This window comes from Bradyrhizobium sp. Cp5.3 (genome assembly GCF_000426265.1).
GTDB lineage: Bacteria > Pseudomonadota > Alphaproteobacteria > Rhizobiales > Xanthobacteraceae > Bradyrhizobium > Bradyrhizobium neotropicale.
The window spans coordinates 345,634-366,997 of the sequence record NZ_AUFA01000001.1; the positions used below are offsets into that span (position 1 = coordinate 345,634).

At 65.1% G+C, this 21,364-nt stretch carries 15 protein-coding genes and 1 pseudogene; 12 read left to right on the forward strand and 4 right to left on the reverse strand.

Features of this window, described 5'->3' with window-relative positions; translation table 11 throughout:
• Window positions 1-23: 23 nt before the first annotated feature.
• The 4 genes and pseudogenes from K289_RS0101650 (at window position 24) to K289_RS43785 (ending at window position 4,573) form a co-directional block, all read left to right on the forward strand.
• The gene (locus K289_RS0101650) at window positions 24-677 is read left to right on the forward strand and encodes an ABC transporter ATP-binding protein (RefSeq protein WP_027549856.1); all 654 of its coding nucleotides are present in this window, start codon (window positions 24-26) and stop codon (window positions 675-677) included.
• Window positions 674-3,136: an ABC transporter permease gene (locus K289_RS0101655; protein ID WP_027549857.1), complete on the forward strand. Its 2,463-nt coding sequence runs from the start codon at window positions 674-676 to the stop codon at window positions 3,134-3,136. Before K289_RS0101650 ends, K289_RS0101655 begins: the two co-directional genes overlap by 4 nt.
• Complete coding sequence (locus K289_RS0101660) at window positions 3,126-4,208, forward strand: lipocalin-like domain-containing protein (protein ID WP_027549858.1); 1,083 nt, start codon at window positions 3,126-3,128, stop codon at window positions 4,206-4,208. The genes K289_RS0101655 and K289_RS0101660 overlap by 11 nt, the downstream gene beginning before the upstream one ends.
• 27 nt (window positions 4,209-4,235) lie before the next feature.
• A pseudogene (locus K289_RS43785) lies at window positions 4,236-4,573 on the forward strand (MAPEG family protein).
• A 67-nt stretch (window positions 4,574-4,640) separates the two neighbouring features.
• Here K289_RS43785 and K289_RS0101670 read toward each other — a convergent pair.
• The 3 genes from K289_RS0101670 to K289_RS0101680 form a co-directional block, all read right to left on the reverse strand.
• The gene (locus K289_RS0101670) at window positions 4,641-5,834 is read right to left on the reverse strand and encodes an ABC transporter substrate-binding protein (RefSeq protein WP_027549859.1); all 1,194 of its coding nucleotides are present in this window, start codon (window positions 5,832-5,834) and stop codon (window positions 4,641-4,643) included.
• A 183-nt stretch (window positions 5,835-6,017) separates the two neighbouring features.
• Window positions 6,018-9,173: an efflux RND transporter permease subunit gene (locus K289_RS0101675; protein WP_027549860.1), complete on the reverse strand. Its 3,156-nt coding sequence runs from the start codon at window positions 9,171-9,173 to the stop codon at window positions 6,018-6,020.
• Window positions 9,170-10,369 (reverse strand): efflux RND transporter periplasmic adaptor subunit, encoded by a 1,200-nt coding sequence (locus K289_RS0101680; RefSeq protein ID WP_027549861.1) that lies wholly within the window; start codon window positions 10,367-10,369, stop codon window positions 9,170-9,172. The genes K289_RS0101675 and K289_RS0101680 overlap by 4 nt, the downstream gene beginning before the upstream one ends.
• Window positions 10,370-10,914: 545 nt before the next feature.
• On the opposite strand from K289_RS0101680, the gene K289_RS0101685 reads away from it, so the two are divergent.
• Together K289_RS0101685 and K289_RS0101690 are read left to right on the forward strand one after the other, a co-directional pair.
• Window positions 10,915-12,069, forward strand: coding sequence for an iron-containing alcohol dehydrogenase (locus K289_RS0101685; protein ID WP_027549862.1), 1,155 nt, complete (start codon window positions 10,915-10,917; stop codon window positions 12,067-12,069).
• Between the two features lie 17 nt (window positions 12,070-12,086).
• Window positions 12,087-13,637, forward strand: a complete 1,551-nt coding sequence (locus K289_RS0101690; RefSeq protein WP_027549863.1) for an AMP-binding protein — start codon at window positions 12,087-12,089, stop codon at window positions 13,635-13,637.
• 58 nt (window positions 13,638-13,695) lie between these two features.
• On the opposite strand, the gene K289_RS0101695 is transcribed toward K289_RS0101690, so the two are convergent.
• On the reverse strand, window positions 13,696-14,472 hold the full coding sequence (locus tag K289_RS0101695; RefSeq protein WP_027549864.1) for an SDR family oxidoreductase: 777 nt from the start codon (window positions 14,470-14,472) through the stop codon (window positions 13,696-13,698).
• Window positions 14,473-14,552: 80 nt separating this feature from the next.
• On the opposite strand from K289_RS0101695, the gene K289_RS0101700 reads away from it, so the two are divergent.
• The 6 genes from K289_RS0101700 (at window position 14,553) to K289_RS0101725 (ending at window position 21,332) form a co-directional block, all read left to right on the forward strand.
• Entirely contained in the window at window positions 14,553-15,476 is a 924-nt protein-coding gene (locus K289_RS0101700; RefSeq protein ID WP_027549865.1) for a 3-keto-5-aminohexanoate cleavage protein, read from the forward strand.
• A gap of 177 nt (window positions 15,477-15,653) precedes the next feature.
• Window positions 15,654-17,252, forward strand: coding sequence for an ABC transporter substrate-binding protein (locus tag K289_RS0101705; RefSeq protein WP_027549866.1), 1,599 nt, complete (start codon window positions 15,654-15,656; stop codon window positions 17,250-17,252).
• A 42-nt stretch (window positions 17,253-17,294) separates the two neighbouring features.
• Window positions 17,295-18,242, forward strand: a complete 948-nt coding sequence (locus K289_RS0101710; RefSeq protein ID WP_027549867.1) for an ABC transporter permease — start codon at window positions 17,295-17,297, stop codon at window positions 18,240-18,242.
• Between the two features lie 197 nt (window positions 18,243-18,439).
• A complete protein-coding gene (locus K289_RS0101715) occupies window positions 18,440-19,333 on the forward strand; it encodes an ABC transporter permease (protein WP_027549868.1) in 894 nt (297 codons plus the stop codon).
• Window positions 19,333-20,340, forward strand: coding sequence for an ABC transporter ATP-binding protein (locus K289_RS0101720; RefSeq protein ID WP_027549869.1), 1,008 nt, complete (start codon window positions 19,333-19,335; stop codon window positions 20,338-20,340). The genes K289_RS0101715 and K289_RS0101720 overlap by 1 nt, the downstream gene beginning before the upstream one ends.
• The gene (locus K289_RS0101725; RefSeq protein ID WP_027549870.1) at window positions 20,337-21,332 is read left to right on the forward strand and encodes an ABC transporter ATP-binding protein; all 996 of its coding nucleotides are present in this window, start codon (window positions 20,337-20,339) and stop codon (window positions 21,330-21,332) included. The genes K289_RS0101720 and K289_RS0101725 overlap by 4 nt, the downstream gene beginning before the upstream one ends.
• Window positions 21,333-21,364 lie beyond the last annotated feature (32 nt).

Below are 21,364 nucleotides of genomic sequence, written 5' to 3' on the forward strand. Positions count from 1 at the left end.
AATTCCGTCCGGCGCCATTCATCGTGCTCAGCATCAAAAATCTCTCCAAGAGCTTCTCCTCGGCCGGCGAGCCGGTCAGTGTGCTGCGCGGCGTCGATCTCGACCTCAGGGCCGGCGAACGCGTCGCGCTGACCGGCGAATCCGGCAGCGGCAAGAGCACGCTGCTGCACCTGATCGCGGGACTCGATGCCGCCGACAGCGGCTCGATCCGGCTCGAGGAGACGGAGGTCACCGCCCTGTCGGACGCGGGGCGCGCGAGCCTGCGGCGGAATCGGATCGGCCTCGTCTTCCAGCAGTTCAATCTGATCCCGAGCCTGTCGGTCGAGAACAATCTCGCCTTCCAGGCGCGGATCGCCGGCCGACATGACGCGGCCTGGAGCAAGGAGTTGATCGAGCGGCTCGGGCTCGGCAGCCTGCTCAGGCGCTATCCCGAGCAATTGTCAGGGGGACAGCAGCAGCGCGTCGCGATCGGCCGCGCGCTGGCGACAAAGCCTTCGCTGCTCCTGGCGGACGAGCCGACCGGCAATCTGGACGAGGCGACAGCGGACGACGTGCTGGCGCTGACGCGCGATCTCGTCGCACGGACCGGCTGCGGCTTCCTGATGGTGACGCACAGCCTGCATCTTGCCGCCAAGCTCGACCGCCATGTCACCCTGCATGCGGGGCGGATCACATGAGACGCGCGCTGTGGGTCCTCGCCGTGCTCCTGAGCCATTGGCGACGGCACAAGATGCAGTTCGCGACATTGCTGATCGGGCTGATCGCGGCGACCGCCTTGTGGAGCGGGGTGCAGGCCATCAACCAGCAGGCCCGCAACGCCTATGATCGCGCCGCGGCAACCTTTGGCGGCGTGCGCACGGCGATGCTGGTCGCGCCGAACGCGGCGACGTTCTCGCAAGACCTGTTCGTCAAGCTCCGGCGCGCGGGCTGGCCGGTCTCGCCGGTGCTCGAAGGCCGCGTCCAGCTCAACGGGCATTCGATGCGCCTGCTCGGCATCGAGCCGGTGACGCTGCCGGCCGACGTCGGCAACGCGCCTCGCCTCGGCGCTGCGGATTTGACGCGCTTCGTCGCGCCGCCGGGGCAGACGCTGGTCGCGCAGGAGACGCTGACCGATTTGCAGGAGGCCGAAGGCACGGCGCCGCCGATCAGCAGCGGCGCAAAACTGCCGCCGCTGCATGTGCTGCCGCAACTCGTGCCCGACGTGCTGGTCGTCGATATCGGCGTGGCACAGCGGCTTCTCAACAAGCCCGGGCAAGTGTCGCGGCTCCTGATCGGCAAGCCGAACGGCAGGCCCGCGCCGCTTCAAAGCGTCGTCGGCGACCAGTTGCAGCGCGTCGAGCCGACTGCGGAGACCGAGCTCGAACGTCTCACCGACAGCTTCCATCTCAATCTCACGGCGTTCGGGCTGTTGTCGTTCTTCGTCGGTCTCTTCATCGTCAACTCGGCCGTGGGCCTCGCCTTCGAGCAGCGGCTGCCGATGCTGCGTACGCTGCGGGCGTGCGGCGCTTCTGCGCGCATGGTCAACACGGTGCTGGTGGTCGAGCTCGTGGTGCTCGCGCTCATCGCCGGCCTGATCGGGCTCGTCTGCGGCTACTTCATCGCGGCCGCGCTGCTGCCGGATGTCGTGGCATCGCTGCGCGGACTCTACGGCGCGCAGATTCCGGGACAGCTCACGCTGCATGCCGAATGGTGGTTCGCCGGCATCGGCATCAGCATTGCGGGCGCGGTGGTGGCGGCGGCGACCAGCCTGATCAAGGCGATCCGGATGCCGGTGCTGGCGACCGCGCAGCCGCGCGCCTGGCAGCAGGCACAGCACCGCTGGCTGATCCTGCAAAGCGCAGCCGCCTGTGCCGTGTTCGCGGTCGCGCTGTTCTTGCTTCGCTATGGCGAATCGCTGATCGCAGGGTTCGGCGTGCTCGCCGCGCTGATGCTCGGTGCGGCGCTGATCCTGCCGGCATTCCTGGAGATCATCCTGCTCGCAGGCCAGCGCCGCGCGCGCGGGCCGGTCGCGTTGTGGTTCTGGGCCGACAGCCGGCAACAGCTCTCCGGACTATCGCTCGCGCTGATGGCGCTCCTGCTCGCGCTCGCCGTCAATGTCGGCGTCTCCACCATGGTGGAAACTTTCAGCCGCACCTTCATCGGCTGGCTCAATGGGCGGCTCGCCGCCGACGTCTACATCAGCGCGTCCGACAATGCGCAAGCCATTGCGATCCGAAACTGGCTGAAGGACCGCGGCGAAGTTCAGGCGATCCTGTCGGGCGGACGCGCCGAGACGCAAGTTCAGGGCCAGCCGGTGGAATTGTTCGGGCTGCCCGATCACGCGCTCTATCGCGAGCGCTGGCCGCTGCTGGAAGCCGCACCGCGCGCATGGACCCGGCTCGTGCCGGGCAATGCCGCCTTCATCAGCGAACAATTGAGCCGCCGCCTGAATGTCGGGGTCGGCGATGTCGTCGAGGTGCCGGCGCCGGGCGGCCACTGGGAGCTCGACATCGTTGGCATCTATGCCGATTACGGCAATCCCAAGGGACAGCTCGCCGTCAATGTCGCGGCGCTGATCCGGCAGTTTCCGCAAACGCCGCAGACGCGGATCGGGCTCATCGTCCCGCGCGAAAAAATCCCCGGACTGATCGCGGCATTGCAAAAGCAGTTCTCGCTCGACGACCGCAGCGTCGCCGATCAGGCGACGGTGAAGGCGGAATCGATCCGCATCTTCAACCGCACCTTTGCGGTTACGTCCGCCCTGAACGCGTTCACGCTCGGCGTCGCCGGGATCGCGCTGCTGACCAGCCTCCTGACATTGGCGAACTCACGCCTGCCGCAGCTCGCGCCGCTCTGGGCGATCGGCATCACGCGGCCGCGACTCGCCGCGATCGAGCTGACCAAGACGCTGTCGGTCTCGTTGTTCACGGCACTGCTGGCGCTGCCGCTCGGGCTCGTGGTGGCGTGGTGCCTGATCGCGATCGTGAATGTGAAGGCGTTCGGCTGGCGGCTGCCGTTCCACGTGTTTCCGCTGCAACTGATCGAGCTGGTGGCGGTCGCGCTGCTCGCCGCGCTGCTCGCTGCGCTGCTGCCGGTTGCACGGCTCGCGCGGATGCAGCCGACCGATCTCGTCAAGGTGTTTGCCAATGAGCGCTGAGCGGATCTCGCGGCGTACTTTTGCCGGCGGTATCGCCGCATTCGCCTTCGCGCGCCGCGCGGGCGCGCAGGGCTATGCGGGTCTCGGCGACACCGCCGACGGTTTTGCGCCGGTCACACCCGGAAAGGTATTCGCTTTTCCGGGGGATCACGGACCACATCCCGAGTTTCGCATCGAATGGTGGTATCTCACGGCGAACCTCACCGACACCAGCGGCGCGGCTTGCGGCCTGCAATGGACGCTGTTCCGCCAGGCGACGCAGCCGGGACCGCAAGGCGAAGGTTGGGCCAACCAGCAGGTGTGGATGGGGCACGCCGCGGTGACGCGCACCGACACCCATCGCTTCAGCGAGCTGTTTGCACGCGGTGGTGTCGGGCAGGCCGGCGTCGAGGCAAAGCCGTTCATCGCCTGGATCGACGATTGGGAGATGAGGGGATCCGAGCGCACCGACGATCGCACTTTGGCGCCGCTGACGCTGAGAGCCTCGGGCACCGATTTCAGTTATGCGCTGACGCTCGAAGCTGATCGTCCCGTGGTGTTGCAGGGCGATGCCGGCTACAGCCGCAAATCCGAGCGCGGCCAGGCCTCGTACTACTACAGCCAGCCGTTCTTCCGCGCCCGCGGCACACTCGCCATCGACGACAAGCCCGTCAACGTCTCGGGCCAGGCCTGGATGGACCGCGAATGGAGCAGTCAGCCGCTCAGCCCCGATCAGAGCGGCTGGGACTGGTTCTCGCTGCATCTGCCTGATGATGAGAAGCTGATGCTGTATCGGCTGCGCCAGAAGGACGGCCGCGAAAATCTCTTCGGCAATTGGATCACGCCCGACGGCCGCTCGGTGGAGATCGCGGCGCCCGGCAACAGCCTCACGCCGCTCGCGACGACCGAGATCGACGGCCGCAAGCTGCCGACCTCGTGGCGTGTGAACCTTCCCGGCCGCGGCCTTGCCATTGAGACCACAGCGCTCAACCCGCGGAGCTGGATGGGGACCGGCTTTTCCTATTGGGAAGGCCCGATCAGCTTTGCCGGCACCCACAAGGGCGTTGGCTATCTCGAGCTGACCGGGTATTGAACCGCGGCTTCTGCAAAGGAATCAGCGATGTATCACTTCACCGCCCTCATCACGCTGGTGGCGATACAGGCGTCAAGGTGCCGGCGATGTCGGGTCATCCGGATTTCGAACGTGCGTTCCGCATCCAGATGAATACGCTGGAATGGATGCCGATCTTCCTCCCATCGCTCTGGCTGTTCGCGATCTATATCAGCGACGCCATCGCAGCGGCGATCGGCGCGGTCTGGATCGACGGCCGCATCGTCTACTTCATCGGCTATTCGAAGGCGGCCGCCAAGCGCAGCCCAGGCTTTGCAATCCAGGGTATCGCCAGCATTGCGCTGTGGGCCGGTGCGCTGGGTGCCGTGGTGTTGCGGTTGGCATGAGGGGCACTGCGGCCACACAAAAATGCCGCGCGTCAGCGCGGCATTTCGCGTGTGATCGAGGCAGTCCTCACTTCGTCAGCGGGCAACCGCTTTCCTTGGCGGTGAAGAACGCCTTGTCGCCGGGGACGGTGGCGAGCAGCTTGTAATAGTCCCAGGGCTTCTTCGACTCCGAAGGCTTCTTGACCTCGAACAGATACATGTCGTGGACCATGCGGCCGTTCTCTAGCACCTTGCCGCCCTGCGCGAAGTCGTCGTTGACAGGAAGCTCCTTCAACTTCTTCGCGACCGCGTCCGGATCCTTGGTGCCGGCCGCCTTGACCGCCTTCAGATAGCTCAGCGTCGCCGAATAGGTGCCGGCGTGGATCATGCTCGGCATCCGCCCGGTGCGCTTGAAGAAGCGTTCGCCGAGATCGCGCGTCTTGTCGTTGAGATCCCAGTAATAGCCCTCGGTGAGCACGAGGCCTTGCGCGGCCTGCAGGCCGAGGCCGTTGACCTCGGCGAGCGTCATCAGGAGGCCGGCGAGCTTCTGGCCGCCGGTGACGATGCCGAACTCGGCCGCCTGCTTGATCGAGTTGGTGGTATCGAGGCCGGCATTGGCGAGCCCGACAATCTTGGCCTTCGAGCTCTGCGCCTGGAGCAGGAAGGAGGAGAAGTCAGACGAGTTGAGGGGCACGCGGACCTGCCCGACCACCTTGCCGCCATTGGCAGCGACGATCTCGCTGGTGTCCTTCTCCAGCGCGTAGCCGAAGGCGTAGTCGGCGGTAAGGAAGAACCAGGTGTCGCCGCCGGCTTTGGTCAGCGCGCCGCCGGTGCCAACCGCAAGCGCGCGGGTATCATAGGCCCAGTGGAAGCCGTAAGGCTGGCAGGCGTCGCCCGTGAGGCGCGATGTCGCAGCACCCACGACGATGTCGATCTTCTTCTTTTCCTTCGAGAGTTCGTGGATCGCGAGCGCGACGGAGGATGTCGTCAGCTCCGTGATCATGTCGACGTTCTCGACGTCGTACCAGCGCCGCGCGATCGAGGTCGCAAGGTCCGGCTTGTTCTGGTGATCGGCGGTGACGAGCTCGATCTTCTGGCCCAAGACTTCGCCGCCGAAATCCTCGATCGCCATCTTTGCGGCTTCGACCGACCATTTGCCGCCATAATCGGCATAGACGCCGGACTGGTCGTTGAGGATGCCGATCTTGACGCCCTGTGCCGAGGCCGGCACGGCCAGCAACAGGGCAGTGGTTGCGACGGCGGCCAAAAGTGGTGACTTCATCTTGCGAACTCCCAGCAGTTTTCTGTTTTGAAATCGCGCGGATACTAGTGAAGAACCCCGCCCCTGCCCATCCATTTCGGCCTCAGCCGTTAGTATGGCGGGTGTGCGTCAAAGCCGTCGTCCCGGCGAAGGCCGGGACGACACCGTGAATGTTGAAGCGCCAAGCGTCACGACCAGCACTGATCAGGCCGCTACCTCCGCCTTCTTCCCGCGCCCATCGGCCAGGTTGCGCACGACCACGTAGAAGATTGGCGTGAAGAGGAGGCCGAACAGGGTGACGCCGATCATGCCGAAGAAGACGGCGACGCCGACGGCCTGGCGCATCTCCGAGCCCGAGCCGGTGGAGATCACCAGCGGCAGCACGCCGAGGATGAAGGCGAAGGAGGTCATCAGGATCGGCCGCAGGCGCAGGCGGCAGGCCTCGATCACGGCTTCAAGCCGCGGCTTGCCTTCGAGCTCGATGTCGCGGGCAAACTCGACGATGAGGATCGCGTTCTTTGCAGCCAGGCCAACCAGCACGACGAAGCCGATCTGCGTCAGGATATTGACGTCCTGGCCCATGATGCGCACGCCGATGGTGGCGGCGAGCAGACACATCGGCACGATCAGGATCACCGCGAACGGCAGGGTCCAGCTGCCATATTGCGCAGCGAGCACGAGGTAGACGAACAGCACGCAGATCGGGAACACGAACAGGCCGGCATTGCCGCCGGTGACCTGCTGATAGGACAGGTCCGTCCATTCGAACGAGAAGCCGCTCGGCAAGGTGTCGTCGGCGAGCTTCTTGATGGTGTTGAGCGCGGTGGTCGAGCTCGTGCCCGGCGCCGGCTCGCCCTGCAGCTCCGAGGCCGCATAGAGATTGTAGCGCGCGACACGGTCGGGGCCCGAGACATCCTTGAAGTCGACCACGCTGCCGAGCATCACCATGTCGCCGGAGGCGTTGCGTGTGCGCAGCCGCGCGAGGTCGCTGGTCTCTTTGCGGAACGGCAGGTCGGCCTGCGCGGTGACGTGATAGGTGCGGCCGAACAGGTTGAAGTCGTTGACGTAGGTCGATCCGAAATAGGTCTGGATCGTGTCGTTGATGCTCGCGATGGGAACGCCGAGCTTCTGCGCCTTGGTGCGATCGATGTCGACGAAGAGCTGCGGCGTGTTGGCCGTGAACGGCGAGAACACCGAAGTCAGATTGGGCGACTTGCGCGCGGCGGCCACCAGCTCGTCGGTCGCAGCCGCAAGCAATTCCGGTCCGCGGCCCTGGCGGTCCTGGATGCGGATGGTGAAGCCGCCGCCGGTGCCGATGCCGGGCACGGCCGGCGGCGGAATGACGATGATGAAGGCACCCTGGATCGCGGCGAGACGCTTGCGCAACTCAGCCGTAATCGCGTTCGCAGTCAGTCCTTTCTTCAGGCGCACCTCGGGCTCGTCGAACACCGGAAACAGCGCCGCGGCGTTGCCGGCCTGCGTGCGCGTAGCGCCCGAGAAGCCGGCGAAGGCTGCGACGCGGACGATGCCCGGCGTATCCAGCGAGATCCGTTCGATCTCGCGCACGACCTCGGTGGTGCGCGCCAGCGACGCCGCACCGGGCAATTGCACGGAGATGATGACGTAGCCGCGGTCCTGCGCCGGAATGAAGCCCTGCGGCGTGGTCACGATCAGCCAGCCGGCGCTGCCGATCAGCACGACGTAGACCAGGAGCATCACCACCGAGTGCCGGATCACGAAATCGGCGACGCCGGCATAGCCATGCGACAGCCGGTCGAACACGCGGTTGAAGACGCCGGTGAAGGCGGCCCAACCGCGCGCGATGACGTTCCAGCGCGCCGGCGGCCGTTTCTCCTCATGCGGCACCAGGATCTGCGAGGCCAGCGCCGGCGACAGCGTCAGCGAGCAGAAGCAGGAGATTGCGGTCGCAACCGCAATCGTGACGGCGAATTGCTGGAAGAATTGCCCTGAAATGCCGCCCAGGAACGCCGTCGGCACGAACACGGCGCACAGAACCAGCGCGATCGAGACCAGCGCGCCGCCAACCTCCTCCATGGTCTTCAGCGCAGCATCGCGCCGGCTCAGGCCGTGCTCGAGATGGCGCTCGACATTCTCGACCACCACGATGGCATCGTCGACCACGATGCCGACGGCGAGCACGAGGCCGAACAGCGTGAGATTGTTGATGGAGAACCCGAGCGCCGCCATCACCGCGAAGGTGCCGACCAGCGAAACCGGGATCGCGATGATCGGAATGATCGCGGGCCGCCAGCCCTGCAGGAACACCAGCACGACGACGACCACGAGCAGCATGGCCTCGTAGATGGTCTTGATCAGCTCGTGGACGGATTGCGCGATGAACTCGGTCGGATTGTAGCCGATATTGTAGTCGAGACCTTTCGGGAAGCTCTCCTTGAGCTTCGTCATGGTGTCGGAGATGCTCTTTGCGGTCGCGAGCGCGTTCGATCCGGGCCGCTGGGTCACCAGCATTGCGACGGCCGATTTGCGCAACAGGAAGCTGTTGGTGGTATAGGACAATGCGCCGAGCTCGATGCGGGCGACGTCGCGCAGCCGCACGGTGCGGCCGTCGGAGCCGGCCTTGATCAGGATGTCCTCGAATTGCTTCTGGTCTTTCAAGCGCCCGGTGAAGGTGAGGTTCGGCTGGAAGGCGCGGTCCGCGATCGGCGGCTCGGCGATCTGTCCGCCCGCAATCTGCACGTTCTGCGACCGGATCGCCGCGAGCACCTCGGTCGAGGTCAGGCCGAGATTGGCGATGCGGTCGGGATCGAGCCACAGCCGCATCGAATAATCGCGCGCGCCAAAGATCTGGATGTCGCCGACGCCATCGAGCCGCAAGAGCTGATCGCGGACCTGGAGCAGCGCGTAATTGGAGATGTAGAGCTGGTCGAAGCTGTCGTCGGGCGACAGCATGAACACGACCATCAGGATGTCGGGCGAGTTCTTGCGCGTGGTGACGCCGTTGCGCTGGACTTCCTCGGGCAGGCGCGGCTGCGCGATCGCGACGCGGTTCTGCACCAGCACCTGGGCCTTGTCGAGATCGGTGCCGAGCTTGAAGGTGACGGTGATGGTGAGCTGGCCGTTCGAGGTCGCCTGGCTGTAGAGATACAGCATGTCCTCGACGCCGTTGATCTCCTGCTCGATGGGAGCGGCAACGGTGTCGGATACGGTTTGCGCGGAGGCGCCCGGATATTGCGTGGTGACGACGACGGTCGGCGGCACCACTTGCGGATATTCGGAGACCGGCAGCGTGGTATAGGCGATCGCGCCGACGATCAGGAGCACGATCGACAGCACCATCGCCAGGATGGGCTGGTTGATGGAGAGACGGCCGAGATTCATGACTTGCCACCAGCCGGCGCTTGCGCGGCATGCGGGTTGACCTTGGCACCGACGCGGGCGCGCTGGATGCCGTCGACGATGACGCGATCCTCGGCCTTGAGCCCCTCGCGGATCACCCGCAGGCCCTCCTCGAGCGGCCCGAGCGTCACGGGACGCGCCTCGACGGTGTCGTCCGGCTTGACCACGAACACGATCTTGCGCGACTGGTCGGTCGCTATCGCGACGTCGGGAATCAGCAGCGCCTCATAGGGCGCGCTGCCGATCAGCCGTACGCGGCCGAACTGGCCCGGCAGGATCGACAGATCGGTGTTCTTGATAACCGCGCGGCTGCGCAGCGTGCCGGTCGAGACGTCGAGGCGGTTGTCGAGGAAGTTGATGGTGCCGTCGTGCGACGGCTTGGTTTCGCCGGCGAGCGTCACCTGGACCGGGTTTGGCGTGTCGCGCGAGCTCGGGCGACGGCCTTCGAACCACAGCTTGCTGTATTTGATGAACGTCGCCTCATCCATGTCGAAATAGACGTAGATCGGATCGAGCGTGACGATCGAGGTGAGCAGCGTCGAGGAGCCGGCGTCGCTGCCCTGCACGAGATTGCCGGGGCTGACGAGATGGCGGCTGACGCGGCCGGTGATCGGCGCCACCACATGGGTGAACTCGATATTGAGCTTGGCAGCCTTCAATGCGCCGTCGGCCTGCATCTCGGCGGCGTGCGCGGCCTGCAAGGCCTGGCGGCGCTGGTCGACAACCTGTTCGGAAACCGCGCTGGTCTGGACCAGATTCAGGCCGCGGTCGAGCTCGCGCTTGGCCAGCTCCACCTTGGCACGCGCGTCCGACAGCTGGCCTTCCGCCTGCGTGGCCACCGCCTCGAACGGGCGAGAATCGATCACATAGAGGAGGTCGCCGGCATGCACGATCGCGCCGTCCTGGAATTCGACCGAGTCGACATAGCCGCCGACGCGGGGACGGACCTGCACTTCCTCCACGGCCTCGAAGCGGCCGGTGAATTCGTCCCAATCGGTCACGGTGCGCTTGACCGGCTGGGCAACGGTGACTGCGGGCGCCGGCGGCGCGGCCGCCTGTGAAGCCGGCTTTTCACAGCCGGCGAGCAGACCGGCGACGGCGAGCGCCAGGATGCCAGGCAAGACAGACGGCGCAGACCGCCACCGAGCTGACTGCTGTCCGAGGTACGGCTCGCTCATGTCTTGCCCCCTTCCTTGGTGGCTGCGGTCGCAAACAGGGTAACCATTTACCCGCAGGCGGCACAAGATGTGTTTCAATGATGAAGCCTTCAAGACGATGAGGCACGTGATTCTTTGCAAAACGCCGCTAGCCGAGTGGAGAGGTTGACAGAGCGATAGCCGGCCACACACGCCGCGATTAGCTGGCTGGATGCGAATGAACTTACGCGTCGGGCTCATGAATGGAGCGGCGGGTGCAGCTCGTTCGCCGCTCGCCGCCTGCGGGGGGGGTAATCGCACTTGACGTGAGAGCTTCAGCGCTGAAGCTTCCACAGCGTCATGGCCGGGCTTGTCCCGGCCATCCACGCCTTGCCCACGGCACAAAGAACGTGGATGCCCGGGACAAGCCCGGGCATGACGACCACTCGCGAGCGTTCAAATGCGATTGCCCTGCCGCAAGTGGGGAGAGGGGGAAGAGAAGCCCAGCGTCTTCGCGCATGACGGGGGTCACGGCCTCGGCTAGATTGTTTGAACAAGAACAAGACGAATTGTCCGGGAGGACAGGCGTGCACCAAGGGCGTGTCGTATTCGGCGCGATCGAGGAGGTCGTGTTTGGCCATCCGGCCGCGGGCGCCATCCTGGCGCAGATGGACCGTTTGGGATCGAACCGCGCCTTCCTGATGGTCTCGGGCACGCTGAACCGGCAGACCGACGAAATCGAGAAAATACAGCAGGTGCTGGGCTCCCGCTGCGCGGGCCTGTTCGACGCCATGCCGGCGCACACGCCGCGCGAGGCGGTGATCGCGGCCACCAACGCGGCACGGGACGCCAAGGCGGATCTGATCGTCACCGTCGGCGGCGGCTCGATCACCGACGGCGCCAAGGCGGTGCAGCTCTGCCTTGCCAACGGCGTCGACGCTATCGAAGGCATCGAGCGCATCCGCGTCCACAAGGGCGTCGCGCCCGAGATGAACGCACCATTGGTGCGGCAGGTCAGCGTGCCGACCACGATCGCGGGCGGCGAGTTCAGTTCGATCGCAGGGGTCACCGACCGCAGCACAAATGTGAAGCAGATGCTGCGTCATCCGCTGATCGTGCCGCGCGTGACCATCCTCGATCCCGCCATCACTGTGCACACGCCGGAATGGCTGTTCCTGTCGACCGGCATCCGCGCCGTCGATCATTGCGTCGAGGCGATCTGCTCGCGCGAGACCCACCCTTACGCCGATGCGCAATCGGTCAAGGGCCTCGCCATGCTGGCCGATGCGCTGCCGCGGGTGAAGGCCAATCCCGCCGACCTCGACGCACGCATGGACGCGCAGCTCGGCACCTGGCTGTCGATGGGCGCGCTTTCGGCCGGCGTGCCGATGGGCGCGAGCCATGGCATCGGCTATGTGCTCGGCGCGGCCTTCGACGTGCCGCACGGCTACACCTCCTGCATCATGCTGCCGGCGGTGATGCGCTGGAATGCTGTTGAGAACGCCGATCGCCAGCAGATCGTCGCGACCGCAATGGGCTTCCCGGGGCAGAACGCCGCCGACGTGCTCGACGCCTTCATCCGCTCGCTCGGCATGCCGCGCAGCCTCACCGAGGTAGACGTGTTGCCGGAGCATTTCGATGCCATCGCCGCCCAGGCGATGCGCACGCCCTGGGTGCCGCGCAATCCGCGCAGGATCGATAGCCCTGCTCAGGTGCGCGAAATCCTGCTTCTCGCCGCATAATCCAAGCCGGAGGATCGATGTACACAGGTACGCATGCCCGCCTACGCCCGCTCCAGCCCGCCTTCATCATGGCTGCTACAGGCGAGACCGTGACGTATCGCGAGCTCGAGGCCCGCAGCAACCGGCTCGCGCGTCTGTTCCGCAAGCACGGCTCGAGGCGGCTCGATCACTACTCGATCTTCATGGAGAACAATTCGCGCTATCTCGAAGCCTGCAGCGCGGGCGAGCGCTCCGGACTCTACTACACCTGCATCAACTCGTTCCTCACGGCGGGCGAGCTCGCCTACCTCCTCGTCAACAGCCAGTCCAAAATCCTGATCACGTCGGTGGCGAAGCTCGATGTCGCGCGCGAGGCGATCCAGTCGTGTCCCGACGTCAAGCTCTGCATCGTTGCCGACGGTCCCGGCGAGAGCGATCGTATCGTCGGCCTTGCGGAGGTGACCACCGACCTGCCCTCGACGCCGATCGCGGACGAGTGGCTCGGCACGGCGATGCTCTATTCATCGGGCACGACGGGACGGCCGAAGGGCATTCTGCGGCCGCTGCCGCAGGAGCCGCCGAAGCACAATCTGCCACTGTTCGATTTCCTCACCGGGCTCTGGCACTATCGCGAAGGCATGGTCTATTTGTCGCCGGCCCCGCTCTATCACTCGGCGCCGCAGGCCGCGGTCAATCTCACGATCCGCATGGGCGGCACCGTGATCATCATGGAGAGCTTTGACCCCGAGCGCTACCTCCAGCTCGTCCAGACATGGGGCATCACCCACACCCAGCTGGTACCGACGATGTTCTCGCGCATGCTGAAGCTGCCGGAGGAGGTGCGCAGCCGCTACGACCTGTCCTCGTTGGAGATCGCGATCCATGCCGCCGCGCCCTGCCCGGCGCTGGTCAAGGACGACATGATCAAATGGTGGGGGCCGATCATCCACGAATATTACGGTGCGACCGAGGGCCTCGGCTTCACCGCCTGCAACAGTGAGGAATGGCTCGCCCATCGCGGCTCCGTCGGCAAGGTGCTGCTCGGCGATCTGCACATTCTCGACGAGAACATGAAGGAATGCCCGACCGGAACCGCCGGCACCGTATGGTTCAAGACGGGATCGCCGTTCGAATATTTCAACGATCCGGAGAAGACCAAGGAGGCGCGCTCGGCCGACGGCAGGATGAGCACGGTCGGCGACGTCGGCTATGTCGATGCCGACCGCTTCCTCTATCTCACCGATCGCGCGACCTTCATGATCATCTCGGGCGTCGTGAACATCTATCCGCAGGAGTGCGAGAATCTGCTGATCACCCATCCGAAGGTCGCCGACGCCGCGGTGTTCGGCGTGCCCAATGTCGATCTCGGCGAAGAGGTGAAGGCGGTGGTGCAGCCGATGCCCGGCGTCGTGCCGGGCCCCGCGCTCGCCGAAGAGCTGATCGCCTTCTGCGGCCAGTCGCTGTCGCGGCAGAAGGTGCCGCGCTCGGTCGATTTCGAGAAGGAACTGCCGCGGCTGCCAACGGGCAAGCTGTACAAGCGGCTGCTGCGGGATCGCTATTGGGGGAACAAGGCGTCGCGGATTGTGTGATTCTTCGCCTCTCCCCGCCTGCGGGGAGAGGGAGCGCAGCGTCGGCGCGGCAACAGTTTCACCCCAGCATCTGCGTATCGCCGCAGATCGAAATCGCCTGACCGGAGATGGTGCGGCCGCGCGGGCTTGCCATGAACAGAATCTGGTCGGCGATCTGCTCCGGCGTGACGTAATCCTTGATCGACGTATAGGAGAACGCAATGCGTTCCATCTCGGCGTAGGAGATGCCGCGCTGCTGCGCCTTGGCCTCCAGCACGCGGCGCTGGCGGTCGCCGGCGACGAGACCGGGCAGGATGGCGTTGACCCGGATCTTGTCGGGGCCGAGCTCGATCGCCAGCGACTTGGTCAGGCCGATCACGCCCCACTTCGCCGCCGCATAGGGCGTACGCATGGCGAAGCCCACCTTTCCCGCCGCGGACGAGATATTGACGATCGAGGCGTTCTTGCTCTCGCGCAGCAGCGGCACCGCGAGCCGCGTGCAGTTGAACTGACCGGTGAGGCAGACCTCGACGCAGCGATCCCAATCCTCCGGGTTCATCTCCTCGATCTTCGCGGTCGGGCCGGCAATGCCGGCATTGTTGACGAGCACGTCGAGCCCCCCGAGCGCGCGAACCGCAGCGTCGAACATCGTCTTCACCGCGGCACGGTCGGACACGTCGCATTGCGAGCGCGTCAGCGCGGGATCGCTGTTGGCAAGCGCGGAGAGCGCCATCTCGTCGACATCGCAGACATGCACCTTCGCGCCCTCGCCGGCGAAGCGGCGGGCGATTGCAAGCCCTATGCCGCCCGCCCCCGCGGTCACCAATACGCGCAAACCCTTGATGTCGAGATCCATGATGGCTCCAGTCGATCCGAAATGCTAAGCGTGACGTTAGATCACAGCCCGCTTGGAGTTAAAACCCGGAGTTCGAATCCATGGCCCGCAAAGTCATCATCACCTGTGCCGTCACCGGCGCGATTCACACGCCGTCGATGTCGCCGGCGCTGCCCGTGACGCCGCAAGAGATCGCGGACGCCGCCGTGGAGGCCGCGGAAGCGGGCGCTGCAATCGTGCATCTGCATGCGCGCAACCCCGAAACCGGCCAACCGGATCAGTCGCCGGAGGCCTTTGCGCCGTTCCTGAAGATCATCAAGCAACGTTCCAACGCTGTGATCAATCTCACCACCGGCGGCTCGCCGACCATGACGGTGGACGAGCGCGTGCGCCCCGCAGCGGTCTACAAGCCGGAAGTCGCCTCGCTGAACATGGGTTCGATGAATTTCGGCTTCTTCGGCATGCTCAACCGCTTCAAGACCTTCAAGCACGAGTGGGAACGCAAGCATGTCGAGAACAAGGACATCGTGTTCCGCAACACCTTCCAGGACATCGAGTTCGTGCTGAAGACGCTGTCGGAGACCGGAACCCGCTTCGAGTTCGAGTGCTACGACACCGCGCATCTCTACAATCTGCAATATTTCCTCGATCAGGGCCTGGTGAAGCCGCCGCTGTTCGTCCAGACCGTGTTCGGCCTCCAGGGCGGCATCGGCCCGCATCCGGAAGATGTGCTGCACATGAAGCGCACGGCAGAGCGGTTGTTCGGAGACAAGTTCATCTGGTCGGTGCTCGGCGCCGGGCGGCATCAATTGCCGATCGCGGCGATGGCGGCCGCGATGGGCGGCAATATCCGCGTCGGCCTCGAGGACTCGCTGTGGGCCGCGCCGGGCCGGATGGCCTCCTCGAACGCCGAGCAGGTGCGGCTCGCCCGCAAGATCATCGAGGGCCTCGGCCTCGAGGTCGCCTCCTCCGACGAGGCGCGCGAGATGCTGCATTTGAAGGGCGGGGATACGCTGCAGGTCTAGTTCCGCCATTCGCTCGTTCGCATCTGCACTCTCACATTGTGAGAGAATGAAGCCCGCGACTTTACGTCATCCGAATTGCCAAGGCCGCAGAGAGCCTTGGCCGTTGCCTCGCTCCGCCCGCGTCGCTATCGTTACGACAAACAGGCCACAAAAGGCCGATGTCCAGGGAGGATGAGCATGCGGAGCGTGTGGGCGCTCGCCGCAGTGGCGGCGCTATCTGTGCTGACGACCTCAACGACCACGCTCGCCGCTGGGCCCAAACAGGGCGGCATTTTACGGATGTATCATCGCGATAGCCCCGCCAACGCCTCGATCCACGAAGGCGCGACCTATTCGGTCAACATTCCCTTCATGCCTGTCTTCAACAACCTCGTCATCTTCAAGCAGGACGTGGCGCAGAACAGCATGGACAGCATCGTCCCGGAGCTCGCGGAGAGCTGGGCGTGGGTGAACGACAACAAGACCCTGACCTTCAAGCTGCGCCAGGGCGTGAAATGGCATGACGGCAAGCCGTTCACGTCGGCGGACGTCAAATGCACCTTCGACATGCTGATGGGCAAGTCGCAGCAGAAGTTCCGCCAGAACCCGCGCAAGGCCTGGTACAACGAGGTCAACGACATCACGACCAACGGCGATTTCGAGGTCTCCTTCAACCTGAAGCGGCCGCAACCCTCGCTGCTGGCGTTGCTCGCCTCCGGCTACACGCCGGTCTATCCCTGCCACGTCTCTCCGGCGGAGATGCGCACGCGTCCGATCGGCACCGGTCCGTTCAAATTCGTCGAGTTCAAGGCCAATGAATCGATCAAGCTGACCCGCAATCCCGACTATTGGCGGGAGGGCCGGCCCTATCTCGACGGCATCGAGTTCACCATCATCCCGAACCGCTCGACCGCAATCCTCGCCTTCGTGGCTGGCAAGTTCGACATGACCTTTCCGACCGAGGTGACGATCCCGCTGGTGAAGGACGTCAAATCGCAAGCGCCGAACGCGATATGCGAGATCGCGCCGACCAACGTCTCGACCAACATCATCGTCAATTCGACGGCCGCGCCGTTCGACAATGCCGACATCCGCCGCGCTATGGCGCTGGCGCTCGACCGCAAGGCCTTCATCTCGATCTTGTTCGAGGGCCAGGGCGACATCGGCGGCACCATGCTGCCGCCACCGAATGGTCTTTGGGGCATGCCCAAGGAGATGCTCGAGACCATTCCCGGCTATGGCCCCGACGTGAAGGCCAACCGCGAAGAGGCCGGGAAGCTGATGCAGAAGGCCGGCTACGGACCGGACAAGCATCTCGCCGTCAAGGTCTCGACCCGCAACATCCCGGTCTACCGCGATCCCGCGGTGATCCTGATCGACCAGCTCAAGAGCATCTATATCGACGGCGAGCTCGACGTGGTGGAGACCGCGAACTGGTTCCCGAAGATCGCGCGCAAGGATTACATGATCGGGCTCAACCTCACCGGCAACGCCGTCGACGATCCCGACCAGTCTTTCTACGAGAACTATTCCTGCGGCTCGGAACGCAACTACACCAATTACTGCAACAAGGAGATCGAGAAGCTGTTCGACGTGCAGTCGCAGGAGACGAATATCGACAAACGCAAGAAGCTGGTGTGGGAGATCGACAAGAAGCTGCAGGAGGACGTCGCCCGTCCGATCATCTTCCACAGCCGCATGGGCACCTGCTGGCAGCCTTACGTCAAGGGCGTGACGATCATGACGAACAGCTCCTATAATGGCTATCGTTACGAGGATTTGTGGCTGGACAAGTAACGCGACGAACGGGCGGTTAAAGGCTCGGCAGGAGGCGTTGGGATGTTTGCCTATCTGGTGCGCCGCCTGTTCCTGATGCTCGTGACCCTGTTCGGGATCTCGATCGTCATCTTCTTCCTGCTGCGTATCGTACCCGGCAACATCGTCGACATCCTGTTTGCCGCGGCCGGCTATGTCGATCCCGCCGACAAGGTCAATCTCGAAAAGGAGCTCGGCATCGATCAGCCGCTGGTGGTGCAATATCTGCACTGGATCGGCGGCTTCCTGCGCGGCGATTTCGGCTACTCCTACGTCTCGGAGAAGCCGGCTCTGCAGGAGATCTTGCCACGCATTCCGATCACGGCGCGGCTCGCCGGATTGGCGCTGCTGTTCTCCGCCTCGATCGGCATTCCGCTTGGCGTCATTAGCGCGGTGAAGCAGGGAACTAAGCTCGATTACGCGCTGCGTGTGGTCAGCCTCAGCGGCTTGTCGCTGCCCTCGTTCTGGCTGGGCCTTCTGATCCTGACCGCGTCGGTCGCAATGTTCGGCCAGATGCCGATCTTCAACCCAAATCCGCAGACCTGGCTGGAGGCTTTCGCGACCTACGCCGTGCCGGCCGCCGCGGTCGGCTTCCGCAGCGCCGCGCTGACCATGCGCATCACGCGCTCGTCGATGCTGGAGGTGCTGCGGCAGGACTATATCCGCACCGCGCGCGCCAAGGGCGCATCCGACGCCGCGGTGAACTATCACCACGCACTGAAGAACGCGATCTTGCCCGTCATCACAGTGATCGGCATCGAGGCAGCCTTCCTGATCGGCGGCCTCATCGTCACCGAGACCGTGTTCAACATCCCCGGCGTCGCGCGTTTCCTGGTCGAGGCAATCCGCTGGCGCGACTATCCGATCGTGCAGAACCTCGTGATGTTCATCGCGATCGTCGTGGTGTTCGCGAATTTCACCGTCGACATGCTCTACGCCGTGTTCGACCCGCGCATCCGGTTTACGGACTGACCGTATGAACGCCGATTGGATCAGAAGGCCTGCGCTGCTTTTCACCTCTCCCCGCTTACGGGGAGAGGTCGGATTGCATCGCAGATGCAATCCGGGTGAGGGGGAGCTTCCGCGAGTCTCTCTAGCACCGTCCCCGCGGAGAGCCCCCCTCACCCCGACCCTCTCCCCGCAAGCGGGGAGAGGGAGAAGGTAACCGCATGGCGACAATCGACTATGATCTCGAGCTCAAGCGCGCCGGCGCCAATGCGACCGGTGGCTGGCGACGCGTGCTGTTCCTGGCGCGGCGTCACGTCCTCGGGGCGGCCGGCCTCGTCATCATGACGGTGTTCGTGCTCACGGCCATCTTCGCCGACTTCATCGCGCGCTATGATCCGCTGACGGTCGATGCGGCGCATGCGCTGGCACGTCCCAGCGCCACGCACTGGATGGGCACCGACTCCTTCGGCCGCGACGTGTTCAGCCGCATCATCCACGGCGCGCGGATCTCGCTCGCGGTCGGGATCGGCTCGACCGCGCTTGGCGGCACAATCGGCGTGATCGTGGGGCTGACCTCGGGCTATCTTGCCGGCTGGTTCGATCTGGTGTTCCAGCGCGTCTCCGACATCCTGCAGGCGCTGCCGCTGCTCGTGCTGGCGCTGGTCATGACGGCCGCGCTCGGCCCGTCGCTGCCGAACGTGATCCTCGCGATCGCCATTCCGCTGATCCCGACTGTCGCCCGCGTGATCCGCGCCAACACGCTGGCGCTGCGTGAGCAGCCGTTCGTCGAGGCCGCCAAATCGATCGGCATGAGCGAAGTGCGGATTGCGATCCGCCACGTCCTGCCCAACACGCTGGCACCGCTGATCGTACTCGCCACCGCCCAGCTCGGCTCGACCATTCTCACCGAAGCCTCGCTGTCCTTTCTCGGCCTCGGCATTCCCGAGCCCTATCCATCCTGGGGACGCATGCTGTCGGAATCGGCGGCCGAATATGTCCGCACCGCGCCGTGGCTGGTGATCTTCCCGGGCATCGCGATCAGCCTCGCCGTGTTCGGTACCAATCTGTTCGGTGACGCCCTGCGCGACATCCTCGATCCGAGGCAACGCGGCTGATGACGGAAAAATCCGATATCGTGCTCGATGTGAAGAACCTGAAAACGGTGTTCTTCACCAATTCCGGCCTGTTCAAGGCCGTGGACGACGTCTCCTTCACCGTGAAGCGCGGCGAGACGCTGGCGATCGTCGGCGAATCCGGCTGCGGCAAGAGCGTCACCGCGCTGTCGCTGCTGCGGCTCGTGCCAGATCCGCCCGGCCGCATCGTCGGCGGCTCGGTCACGCTCGAAGGCACCGACCTGCTCACGCTGGACGAAGCGGCCATGCGCGCGATCCGGGGCAATCGCATCTCCATGATCTTCCAGGAGCCGATGACCTCGCTCAATCCGGTGATGCGGATCGGCGACCAGATCGTCGAGGCCGTGCGGCTGCACCGGAACTTGTCGGCCAAGGAGGCCCATGACATCGCGGTCGAAATGCTGCGCCTGGTGCGGATCCCCGAGCCGGCGCGCCGCGCCAGGGAATATCCGCACCAGCTTTCGGGCGGCATGCGCCAGCGCGCGATGATCGCAATGGCGCTGGCCTGCCGGCCGGCGCTGCTGATCGCGGACGAGCCGACCACCGCGCTCGACGTCACCATCCAGGCCCAGATCCTGGCGCTGATCCTCGATCTTCAGAAGGAGCTTGGCACCGGCCTCGTGCTGATCACGCACGATCTCGGCGTCGTCGCACAGACTGCGCAGCGGGTGATCGTGATGTATGCCGGGAAGAAGGTCGAGGAAGCGAGCGTCGAGGCGCTGTTCGCCGCACCAAAACATCCATACACGCGCGGGCTGATGGCCTCGATCCCGGCGGTGCCGGCGTCCGGAGTCCCGGCGCAGGCGCGGCTCAACGAAATTCCCGGCACGGTGCCGTCCCTGGTGCGGCTGCCGACGGGCTGCGCCTTCGCGCCGCGCTGCAAGCTCGCGATCAAGCGCTGCCAGGAGGAATATCCGCCGCTCGCCGATTGGGGCGGCGGCCATCTCGCCGCCTGCTGGCGCGCGGCAGAAGTCGCGGAGGTCGCATGACCGAGGCGCTGCTCGAAGTCACCGATCTCACGAAGCATTACCCGGTGCGTGCCGGCGTGTTGCGCCGGCAGGTCGGCACCGTGCATGCGGTCGATGGCGTCTCGTTTGCGCTTGGCACCGGCGAGACGCTGGGGTTGGTCGGCGAGTCCGGCTGCGGCAAGTCGACGGTCGCACGCAGCGTGCTGCGGCTGGTCGAGCCGACCTCAGGCCAGATCCGGCTCAGGGGCGAGGACATCACCCATCTCTCCAAGGCCGAGCTCAGGCCGCATCGCCGCTCGATGCAGATCGTGTTCCAGGACCCGTTCGCTTCGCTCAATCCGCGCATGACCGCAGGCGACATCGTCGGCGAGCCAATTGCGGTGCATGGCCTCGCCAGCGGCAAGGCGCTGGAAGCGCGCGTCGCAAAGCTGTTCGAGCAGGTAGGCCTCCGGCCCGACCAGATGCGCAATTTCCCGCATCAATTTTCGGGCGGCCAGCGCCAGCGCATCTGCATCGCGCGTGCGCTCGCGCTGGAGCCGCGCCTGATCGTCTGCGACGAGCCGGTCTCGGCGCTCGACGTCTCGATCCAGGCGCAGGTGATCAACCTATTGATCGATCTGCAGCGGCAGCACGGCTTTTCCTACCTCTTCATCGCGCATGACCTTGCCGTGGTCGCCCATATCAGCCACCGCGTCGCAGTGATGTATCTCGGCCGCATCGTCGAGATCGCCGACAAGGACGAGCTGTTTAGGAATCCGCGCCATCCCTACACACAGGCCCTGCTCGCCTCGGTGCCGATCGCGAACCCGCACGCCAAGAAGATCGCGCCGCTGGTCGACGGCGACGTGCCGAGCCCGGTCAATCCGCCCTCGGGCTGCGCCTTCCATACGCGCTGCCGGTTTGCAATGGAGCGATGCAAGACGGAGCGGCCGGCGCTGGTGGACGCCGGCGCGGGGCATCAGGTGGCGTGTCTATTGAACGAGGGGACGGGGCGACCCAACGCGATACCGTAGGGTGGGAGGCGTAACCCACCACTGTCTATCTC